The sequence below is a fragment of the Lyngbya confervoides BDU141951 genome (genome assembly GCF_000817775.3).
GTDB classification, from domain to species: domain Bacteria; phylum Cyanobacteriota; class Cyanobacteriia; order Thermosynechococcales; family Thermosynechococcaceae; genus Lyngbya; species Lyngbya confervoides.
Genome location: NZ_JTHE03000002.1, coordinates 1 through 9,620, shown reverse-complemented (window position 1 = coordinate 9,620; position 9,620 = coordinate 1). Strand labels below are relative to the sequence as shown.

Annotated in this window: 6 protein-coding genes and 4 pseudogenes; 9 read left to right on the top strand and 1 reads right to left on the bottom strand. The window is 50.8% G+C overall.

Annotated features, from left to right (window positions below; genetic code table 11):
- The first annotated feature begins 323 nt into the window (after positions 1-323).
- From QQ91_RS00095 to QQ91_RS21760, 5 genes and pseudogenes are all read left to right on the top strand, one after another.
- Positions 324-902, top strand: coding sequence for a Uma2 family endonuclease (locus tag QQ91_RS00095; RefSeq protein WP_166283734.1), 579 nt, complete (start codon positions 324-326; stop codon positions 900-902).
- A gap of 215 nt (positions 903-1,117) precedes the next feature.
- Positions 1,118-1,801 carry a protelomerase family protein gene (locus QQ91_RS00090; RefSeq protein ID WP_166283732.1) on the top strand — a complete coding sequence of 228 codons (684 nt, stop codon included), beginning with the start codon at positions 1,118-1,120 and terminating at the stop codon, positions 1,799-1,801.
- 177 nt (positions 1,802-1,978) lie between these two features.
- Positions 1,979-2,230, top strand: a complete 252-nt coding sequence (locus QQ91_RS00085; protein WP_166283730.1) for a hypothetical protein — start codon at positions 1,979-1,981, stop codon at positions 2,228-2,230.
- Positions 2,231-2,855: 625 nt separating this feature from the next.
- Positions 2,856-2,948, top strand: a pseudogene (locus QQ91_RS21765) (sigma-70 factor domain-containing protein); the annotation flags it as partial.
- Between the two features lie 42 nt (positions 2,949-2,990).
- Positions 2,991-3,164, top strand: a pseudogene (locus QQ91_RS21760) (sigma factor); the annotation flags it as partial.
- A gap of 29 nt (positions 3,165-3,193) precedes the next feature.
- Here QQ91_RS21760 and QQ91_RS21885 read toward each other — a convergent pair.
- Positions 3,194-3,996, bottom strand: a pseudogene (locus QQ91_RS21885) (hypothetical protein); the annotation flags it as partial.
- Here QQ91_RS21885 and QQ91_RS00070 point away from each other — a divergent pair.
- The 4 genes and pseudogenes from QQ91_RS00070 to QQ91_RS00055 all read left to right on the top strand — a co-directional run.
- On the top strand, positions 3,904-4,350 hold the full coding sequence (locus QQ91_RS00070; RefSeq protein WP_445974539.1) for a zinc ribbon domain-containing protein: 447 nt from the start codon (positions 3,904-3,906) through the stop codon (positions 4,348-4,350). The pseudogene QQ91_RS21885 and the gene QQ91_RS00070 overlap by 93 nt on opposite strands.
- Positions 4,351-4,516: 166 nt before the next feature.
- A complete protein-coding gene (locus tag QQ91_RS00065; protein WP_166283726.1) occupies positions 4,517-5,869 on the top strand; it encodes an AAA-like domain-containing protein in 1,353 nt (450 codons plus the stop codon).
- A 76-nt stretch (positions 5,870-5,945) separates the two neighbouring features.
- Complete coding sequence (locus tag QQ91_RS00060) at positions 5,946-8,618, top strand: AAA-like domain-containing protein (protein WP_166283724.1); 2,673 nt, start codon at positions 5,946-5,948, stop codon at positions 8,616-8,618.
- Positions 8,619-8,901: 283 nt separating this feature from the next.
- A pseudogene (locus QQ91_RS00055) lies at positions 8,902-9,543 on the top strand (SDR family NAD(P)-dependent oxidoreductase); the annotation flags it as partial.
- Positions 9,544-9,620: the final 77 nt, after the last annotated feature.

The window sequence follows — 9,620 nt, the reverse complement described above, 5'->3', positions numbered from 1 at the left end:
TCCTCCAATTTTATTGCTCTCTGTGAATTAAAACGCAGAATTTCGTCATAAAACGTTACTTTAAAAGAGCCGCACCCTCCCCGAAATCGCAAGCCACGCCACCCAAGCAGAAAACCTCACCTACACCGCCCCCAGAGCAAGCTGCTTCTACGCCCAATTCACCCTAGAGCAAGCCGTCTACTGGCTAATACATACCTTTATTCGCTGAGTCAGCAAGATTTTCTAGAGAATCACATTTGTTAAAATCAGAGCACCATAATGCATCAATCAGCTCCTGACATCAGGATAATTGTTCCCACGGTCAAAGCCGCAGCCCAGTACCCATGACTGCTCAAACCCTTCCCCCACCCATTTCTCCCGAAGACTATCTTGCCCTGGAAGAAAAAAGCGAGATCAAACATGAATATATCGACGGCCAAATTTACGCCATGGCCGGAACCACCGACGACCATAACATCCTGGTGGGCAACCTCTACACGAACCTTCGGAATCACCTCCGAGGCCAACCCTGCCGCACTTACTTCACCGACATCAAAATCAGACTAGAGCAGCGAAACCGCTTTTACTATCCCGATCTGTTCGTCACCTGCGACCCCCGCGATAGTGAAACTTCAACCTATAAGCAATACCCCAAACTGATTATCGAAGTCCTCTCCGACTCCACCGAAGCATTTGACCGGGGCGATAAATTCAACGACTACCAAACCCTCCCCAGCCTAGAAGAATATTCTCTAGTTAATACAAAACAGCAACGGATCGAAACCTTTCGCCGCCAGCCCAATGGCCTCTGGCTCCTGCAAACCTACACCCCAAAGGCGATCTTAGAATTTCAAAGTATCTGCTTAAATATTCACCTGAGCGACATTTATACAGACATTGACCTTGATCGCAATCTAAACTAGCAAGAATACTCCTGTATCCGGTCTAATTCCCTCAAAATTCGACTTTCTTAAAACGCGGTTTCCCCAGATTCACACCTACGCAAGCCAAGTCGAAACCCTGGCCTACACCGCTCCCCGTGGCAGTTGCTTCTATGCCCGATTCACCCTAGAGCAAGCTGTCTACTGGCTCTACGACAACGACCCCTACCTTCGGCTCCCCTACGACACCCCCAGCAATGCCCACCCGAGCCGACATCCTCGACAAATACCGCTTCCGGATCGCCCAGGGCAGCCGCACCAAGCTGCGGAAAGTAGAGCTGGAAACCCTGATTGATACGTTTGTCGATGCCTTGGCCACGGTCAACACACCAGACAAAATCCGGGATCTCTGCCAGACCGAAATCGCGCTGCTCGAAGAGGGCTACGCCAAGATCACGCTCGCCAGCGGGTACATCCCGAAATACCGAGCGGCTATTGAGGAAGCGATCGCCCAAGACCGCCTCCCACTCACCCCCGAAAATAGCCACACCTACGTCCACCACCAACGGGTCACTAGGATCCAGGAAACCCGTGATGAACATTGGGCATTGACCTATTTCAAATACAGCCCCGAAGAATACGAACAGCTCGATAAACGCCAAGCCCAAGTCAACCGGAAACGGCTGCTGAATTTAAAGACCGTCCCACTGGATCGCTACCTGGCCAAGATCGACGATCTCCTGCACAGCCAGGATAAATTTGCAGCGAGGCACATGGCGATCGCTATTGCAGGGGGCATGAGTCGTCGGATAGGCGAAGTAGTGGCCCGAGGCAAGTTTACACTCACCGAGCATCCCTACCTGCGGCATTTCATGGGTCAGCAGAATCATGAACGCGATGGCTATGATATCCCCCCTCATTCCCGCAGAGGAGCTGCTTGAGCGTATAAAATGCTTCCGTTCGATGCCGGAGATCAAAGCCCTGATGAAGCTGAAAGGCGATGCGCTCAAAGCTGAACTGAACAAATTTGACGTGCCGCTGAATCGAGAATGCAACAACGCTCCAGCTATTTCTTGTGCCCGATCCGGCATAACGAATATGCGTTTTTGCAGGGTTATATGGGTCATGTTCTGGAGTCGAGGGCCACAGGTCACTCTTTCCGTTACCAGCTTGCGGATGCCGAGGGTGGGATTTTGAAGGATAAAGGAGTCAAGCTAAGTGCAGTGCCTGAGCTGCCGTTGCTGGATGAGGAGCTTGAAGAGGTGAAGGAAGACCAGGGATCCCTAGACCAAAAAACGATCGAGGAGACCAGCGATCGCCTGGGGCATGAGATTGAGCAAGCCATCCTGCATCGGTTTGAAGGTCTCTAGAGGGAGTGGCTGGATTACCGGGAGACGCTTGAATCTCGTATGCAGGCGTTGGAGTCGGCCAGAGCAGGTCAGCCACGTCCGGCGCAGCAAAAGCGATTGCAGGAATTGCAGGCTGAAAATCAACAGTTGAGGAATGAGAATGAGCGCTTGCGTCAGTCTCTAGAGGAAGCCGAGGGAAAACTGACTCAGTTCCGCCAATTGCTCCTGGGAGACTCACCGGAGCCTGAGAACAGGGAGAACGGCACCGTGGAAGCAGAGTCGATTTCCCATGCCGTCAAGTCACAGCCTGTTCCTAAGAGCAGGGCAGGCCGCAAGCCGGGGCGCAACGAGCGGCAGAGATTTTTCAGAACGTGCAGGAATGGAACCGTGAGCATCCCGAGCAAACCTTTGCGATCAATCCAGGATTTTTAGAGACAGTGTTCAAGATCAACCGGAAAGCCGCCAAACAATTTTGTGAGGAGCATCACCAGTAGATTGGGATGGAGCTTGAAGTGTCCCACAATCGGGGAAAAGATGTGAAAGCATTGCTGAAATATGTGAACAAAGATTAAAAAATAAGCAAACAATCAGCAGATAGCAGTTATACAGGCTATTTATCACAAATAACCGGAAAGAATTGAGCCAGATGCAAAGAGACGGCATCAGTCAATATCTACAGGGGATTGGTCGAGTCCCGTTGCTCACGGCAGCACAGGAAGTCGAGCTAGGCCGAGCGGTGAAGGAGTGGCAAGAGCATCCGTCCCCATCCCCGGCGATCGCAGCGAGAGGCCGCCGTGCCAAGCGCAAGCTGATTGAGGCTAATCTGCGTCTGGTGGTTCACATGGCCAAGAAATCCCGCGATCGCGGTCTAGAGTTTGATGACCTGATCCAGGAGGGATCCATCGGTCTGAATCGAGCGGTAGAGAAATTTGATTTCACCAAGGGATATAAATTTTTCCACCTATACCAAGTAGATCGAAAAGTTTATCCAGAGTCAGGGATCGTAATTAAATGGATGAGAGGAAATTCTCTTTCCACTGCATAGCGAAGAAACTCCAGCATGGTCTTTAGCCGAAAACGCTTTGGATAAACACGTTGCCCCCCACGACGGCTCATGCTGACCCACGTCCACAGCAGCCAAATCCAAAGATTGACCAAGATAAAGGCTAAACCCACAAATCACAGCCGCAGCACTGGATTTTTTGAGGTGGTGCGAATACGACACGGATTTTTGACTCGATAGCTGGTTTCAATCCCAAATCGGTCCCGGTAATGGCAAGGTCATTGGTGCAAGGCAACCTTGACCCGAGAGACCACATACAGCAGATACTGAATGCCGTGTCGACCTCTGGCTCCTTTGTGATGCCGGCAGACGACAGCCATCTGGCACGCCACTGAGCCATACTCACGGCTGTTGAGGGTGTAAGCCGTTTGATAGCGCTGGCGTCCCTGTCCCAAAGCACGAGTGCCGCCGTGCTTTCCCCGAATGACGTTGGTGGCTACACTGACGTTTCTCCCTTCGCAATGGCATGGACGGCTAGAGTACCCCGTTGATGAGCGCGAATGACATAGACCGTGGCATAAGCAAAAAACTTTGTGGTCCCGGCTTTGGCCTCAGACCGGTAGAGGTAGGGCTCTTCTTGCTCATTGGGCTTCCCATAGACGGGGATCAGATATAAATCGATGGCCAGCCGATGGCGGTGGTTCGCGATGTCTCGGGGAATAGGGCTGTGCAAGGCTTGATTGACCTGGGTCTTCTTGAAAGGGATATGGCTCAGAACAGACAGGCAAAGACTATGCTTCTTTGCTGTTTGATGATGGATTCCCGGACCCTGAAACATAGTCGTCAGGGTAAGGCAACTGGGGTTGATTTTAGGATTAACTCATTTTGCCAGTTAAAGTACAAGGCTGAAAGGGAGGGGAAGATATATCTTGAGATTGGTCGGTTCTTCTCGTCTCGTAAAACTTGTCATGCATGCCTCAATCAGGGTGATAGTTTGCCTCTTGATGTTCGGAGTTGGGAGTGCTCCAGTTGCAAAACCAAGCACCATAGGGATGTCAATGCAGCGATCAATATTCGAGATGAAGGCTTAGGATTATTAGCGTTGGAACCAGCGCTACTGCCCATGCAGGCAGTGTAAGACCAAAGCGGGGCGCAAGTCATCCGTAGAGGCGGTGGCTGTTGAGGTGGGAAGCCCCTGCTCTATTGCGTAGCGATGATGAGGGGGAGTTCACTGGTTAGAAATCTCTTTCTGAGCTGAAAGCTTTTTCGCTAAAATTATAGATTAATGGTTCCCAGGTTCCTGCATGACAACCGAAGAGGCACTGATCCTTCTAGAGCAGCTTCTGAGTGCTCACTGCCGCATCAAGGATATTCAGGAGCTGGTCTTTCGTCAGGCTTGGGAGGGCAAAACCTATCAAGAAATTGCCGATGAATCAGGCTATAGCCCCGAACATATTCGGGATGTTGGGTTTCGACTCTGGCAACTCTTGGGCAATAGACTCAATACCAAAGTCACCAAGCATAATTTACACGCTATCTTCAGGCAATTTTCAGAAAGTTCAATGGCGATCGCCTCCCCGCATCCACTCGATCCACTGTTCATCTGTGATCGCTTATCGGAATCCCGAAATTTGCTTTTACCCGCTGAATTTCCGGGAATGCCCCTTGGTTTAACTGCGCCATTCTATATTGAACGCCCCCCCATCGAACAGCGTTGCTTTGAGGCTATTCTGCAACAGGGGGCCTTAATTCGGATTGCTGCTCCCCAACAGATGGGCAAAACCTCTTTACTGAACCGGATACTCTACGTGGCGTCTAAGAAAGGATGTAAAACGGTTCGCATGAATTTTCAACAGGCTGATCAGGCAGCCTTGGAATCGCTGAATCTTTTCTTGCGCTGGTTTTGTAAAAGTATTAGCTGGAAACTCAATCTTGATGCTCCCCTCAATGCTTATTGGGATACGGATAGGGGGTTGGCCAAATCAAGCTGTACCCGATATTTCGAAGACTATCTTCTGAGTCAGAGCGATAGGCCTTTGATTGTTGGGTTGGATGAAGTCGATCGAATATTTGCCTACCCAAAACTGGCTCAGGACTTTTTGCCTTTATTGCGGGTGTGGCACGAAGAAGCCAATGAAAGTGAGATTTGGCAACGGTTACATTTAGTGGTGGTACATGCGACAGAACTATATCTTCCCCTGCAGGTGCACCAGTCCCCCTTTAATGTAGGACTACCGATTCGATTGCCGGAATTGACCCTCGATCAAGTCAGCGAGCTGGCAAGACGCTACGGCCTCCCCTGGAAGGCGGAACAATCAGCCCAACTCATGGAGCTGGTAGGAGGACATCCCTATTTGCTACAGCTCACGTTTTATCACCTGTGGCAAGGAGACTTTCATTTTTCGCAGATCCTGGCCGAGCCGATCACGGAGAACGGCATTTACAATTCTCACCTGCAGCGACAATGGGAAGTTGTCACCGCTAACCCAATACTCCTGGAGGAACTCCGGCGGATTTTGACCCAACCCGTTTCGGGACTCTCTGTGGAAACTCACCAGCTCCAGAGTCTAGGGCTGATTCGGATCAAGGGGAATTGGGTGAGGTGGCGCTGTCGCCTCTACGAGCAATATTTTCAAAGTCGGCTGAGTAGCCCCTGAACCCCATCTCTGGATTGTTGATCCGATCCTCGCCCGCGATGTTGACCCCCTTAACCTTTTACCTCCATGATGGACCATGAACCAACCCCTTCCAGCGGCGATGCTTGATGCCAACTATACCTACAAAGTGGGTGGCGGGCTGCGATTTAACCATCCGACCTATGTGCAACGGCAGGCTGACCAGCAGCTGTACACAGCCCTGAAGGCGGGTGAGTTTTGCTACGTTTTTGATGCTCGACAGATGGGAAAGTCCAGCCTGCGGGTGCAGGTCATGCATCGCTTGCAAATTGAGGGAACGATCTGTGTATCAGTGGACTTGACGAACCTGGGTAGTGAATCTGTTAGCGCCGCCCAATGGTATCGGGGATTCCAGTTTGAACTGGCTCGAAAATTTCATCTCACTGAATCGTTTGAGCAGTTTCAGCAGCAGGTGCAAACGCTAAATCTTTCCCCTGTTCAAGAGCTCAGCCAGTTCGTCGAAACTATTTTACTGGGCACCTTGCCCGACCGTAGCATCGTTATTTTTTTAGATGAGCTGGATACAGTTTTAAATCTTAGTTTTTCCACCGATGACTTTTTTGCCTGGATTCGTTACTGCTATAACCAGCGATCGGAATTTCAGGCTTACCAGCGACTCACCTTTGCTTTATTTGGCGTGGCAACCCCCTCCGATCTGATCCGAAGTAAGCAACGCACCCCGTTTAATGTGGGAAGATCCATTCAGTTGGCAGGTTTTCGAGAGGAGGAGGCTCAGGCTTTATTGCCGGGATTAAGAACGCAGGCAGACCATCCTGCAGTGATCTTACGGTGCATCTTGAACTGGACAGGGGGACAGCCTTTTTTGACTCAAAAGTTATGCCAGTTAGTGGTATTGCAGCAGCAGCCAATTTTGGCCGGTGACGAGGAGAAACAAGTGGGGGAATTGGTGCGATCGCACCTGCTCAACCACTGGGAACTACAAGATGATCCGGCCCATTTGAGGACGATTCGGGACTACTTACTCCATGATTCTGAACAAGCAATTCGCCTGCTAGAACTCTATCAGCGCATTTTACAAACTCACACAGACCCCACTCAGCCAAGTCCTGCTATCCCAATTGATGACAGTCAGGATCAGGCCAAGCTCTTGCTCTCGGGCCTAGTCATTCGTCAAGGAAATAGCCTAATCCCTCGAAATCCCATTTATTTAGCTGTTTTTGATCAAACCTGGGTTGATCATCAGCTAACCCGCTTGCGACCCTATGCCGCTGCCCTGGCGCAGTGGGTAAAATCGGGCTATCAAGATGTCAATGTCCTGTTACAGCAATCAACCTTACGAGAGGCTCAGGCCTGGGCCGCAGGGAAAAGTCTGGGTGACCTAGACTATCAATTTTTAGCAGCCAGCCAACTCTTAGACCGTCAGCAACGAGAGCGACACATCCTAGCAAGTTTGTCTATCTTAAGCTATCGCCAGGGTAATCTCAAACTTTATTTACAAACCATTGCTGAGGAAGTCAGCGAACTGTTTAACCTGGACTGGTCAGTTGTCACCCTCTGTCGGAGTAATGAAGAACGAATTTTAGCCAGCAGTATGGATATTGGCGAAGCCGCCAACCAGGCTTATTCTCTGCATGGTTCATTAACCGGAGAGGTGGTTAATTCAGGTGTTCCCCTGCTGGTGGAGGACACCACTAGGACTGATCGAGGTAGAGCCCCAGAGGGCTATTGCGCCTACCTAGGCGTTCCTTTAAAGACGCCGGAGAAAGAGGTGATTGGCACCATCTGCTCTTTTCACCGTACACCCCGTCATTTTGATCCTGAAGAGGTTCAATTTATTGAGTTGTTTGCCGAACGTGCTGCCAGCATTATCACGAACTACCAGCTCTATGAACAACTTCAACAAATGGATCAAGAGCTAGAGGTCGAAGTTATCCAACGGACGCAAGCATTAAGAGCTACTCAGGTGAAACTTCTAGATGCTAACCGCGACCTTGAACAACGAGTAGAACAGCGTACCGCTGAGCTGCAAAGGATGAATCAACAGCTGCGAGTTGAAATGGGTGAACGCCTCAAAGCTGAGGATCAGCGGCAGCAGGCTGAACAGGAGAAAATAGCTGCGTTGACGTCGCTGGCAGAAGTTGGAGAACTGGCCAGCATGATTGTCCATGAAATTCGCAACCCTCTAACGACGGTCTGGATGGGGCTGAAGGCCTTTGAACGCCTTTCCCTATCGGATCACTCCCAACGCCAACTACAGTTGGCCCTCACGGAGGCGGCTCGCCTGCAGGATTTGCTTCAGGAGATTTTGAATTATGCCAAACCCCAAGGCTCCCAGTGCATTGCTCTGGAACTCACCAGCTGGTTGACGGAAGTGATCACGGATTTAAGTGGGCTCCCCCAGTGTCGGGGATTGGTCTATCAACCGCTAAAGCCCCCCCTTAAAGTTCTGGTAGACCCGGATAAGCTCAAGCAAGTCGTCATCAACCTGGTCAATAATGCTTGCGAAGCCTCCCCTCCTGGGCAGTCCGTGCGCTGCTGGCTAGAGGCAACCGACACCGAGGCCTATATCCACGTTCATAATGGGGGTGCGCCTATCCCTGCCAACCTTCTGCCTCAGCTAACCCGCCCCTTCTTCTCGACCAAGGTAAACGGTACCGGCTTGGGTTTAGCCATTGTCAAACGCATCGTCGATGCCTACGGAGGAAGGCTCACAATTCAATCCACAGAAGCGGCAGGCACCACGATCACAGCCTCCTTCCCCAAGGTCTGATTAGAACTGAGCGAGGGCTAAACCCCATCCAACGCTTCAGTTTTCTCTAAGATCAGCTCAAGATCTGGATATTGTCAAGGTTTATGGCACCGCCGTTGCGGTGAGGCCCTCCAGTTCTGTTCCAAACCCTAGTCAAGATCCAAACAGCACATCTTTCTGTTCGAAAACCCAACAACTAACATCCAGCATTTTCCAGCATTTCCCAGCTGATGATCATTGACCTTTCACCTACTCTTAAGGTTAAACACCTAGGCTCAACGTTATCCACAAAGAGGACAAGGCCATGAAGCTAGAGGGAAAGGTAGCGCTGGTCACCGGGAGCAGTCAAGGGATTGGTCAGGCTATTGCCATTCGCTTCGCTCAAGCAGGGGCAAAGGTTGTGATTAACTATCGCTCTCACCCAGAGGGTGCGGAAGCAACTCTGAGTAAAGTCCAATCTGCTGGGGGCGAATGCCACCTGGCAGAAGGCTACTGTGATAATGACCGGGGCTACGCGGTTGGGGCTGATCTGGGTATGGTTGAAGACGTGCAGCGGCTCATCCAAGCTGGGATCGATCACTATGGCCAGCTCGACATTCTGGTCAACAATGCTGGCATTGAGAAACATGCTCCCTTTGAAGCGGTGACAGAGGCCGACTACGAAGCTGTTCTCAACGTCAATATCAAAGGCGTCTTTTTTGCGACCCAGGCAATGGTGAGACATCTCAAAGCGACTCAACGCACGGGCAGAATTATTAATATTAGCTCTGTGCATGAGGATCTACCGTTTCCCAATTTCACGGCCTACTGTGTTAGCAAAGGCGGGCTGAAAATGTTGACCCGAAATCTGGCGGTCGAGCTAGGTCCACTCGGCATCACCATTAATAATGTGGCCCCTGGTGCGATTGAAACCCCGATTAATACTAAGCTGCTGAACGATCCTGACACGGGTGTGACCAAGATTTGATGTGAGTCATCAGACCTGATATTCTTTAGGGGTAGGCTTCTGTTGGAGGAGATTGG

What these genes read in the sequence shown, in the direction of transcription:
- QQ91_RS00095 (WP_166283734.1), top strand. Translation starts at nt 324, where the DNA reads ATGACTGCTCAAACCCTTCCCCCACCCATTTCTCCCGAAGACTATCTT.
- QQ91_RS00090 (WP_166283732.1), top strand. Translation starts at nt 1,118, where the DNA reads ATGCCCACCCGAGCCGACATCCTCGACAAATACCGCTTCCGGATCGCC.
- QQ91_RS00085 (WP_166283730.1), top strand. Translation starts at nt 1,979, where the DNA reads ATGGGTCATGTTCTGGAGTCGAGGGCCACAGGTCACTCTTTCCGTTAC.
- QQ91_RS00070 (WP_445974539.1), top strand. Translation starts at nt 3,904, where the DNA reads ATGGCGGTGGTTCGCGATGTCTCGGGGAATAGGGCTGTGCAAGGCTTG.
- QQ91_RS00065 (WP_166283726.1), top strand. Translation starts at nt 4,517, where the DNA reads ATGACAACCGAAGAGGCACTGATCCTTCTAGAGCAGCTTCTGAGTGCT.
- QQ91_RS00060 (WP_166283724.1), top strand. Translation starts at nt 5,946, where the DNA reads ATGAACCAACCCCTTCCAGCGGCGATGCTTGATGCCAACTATACCTAC.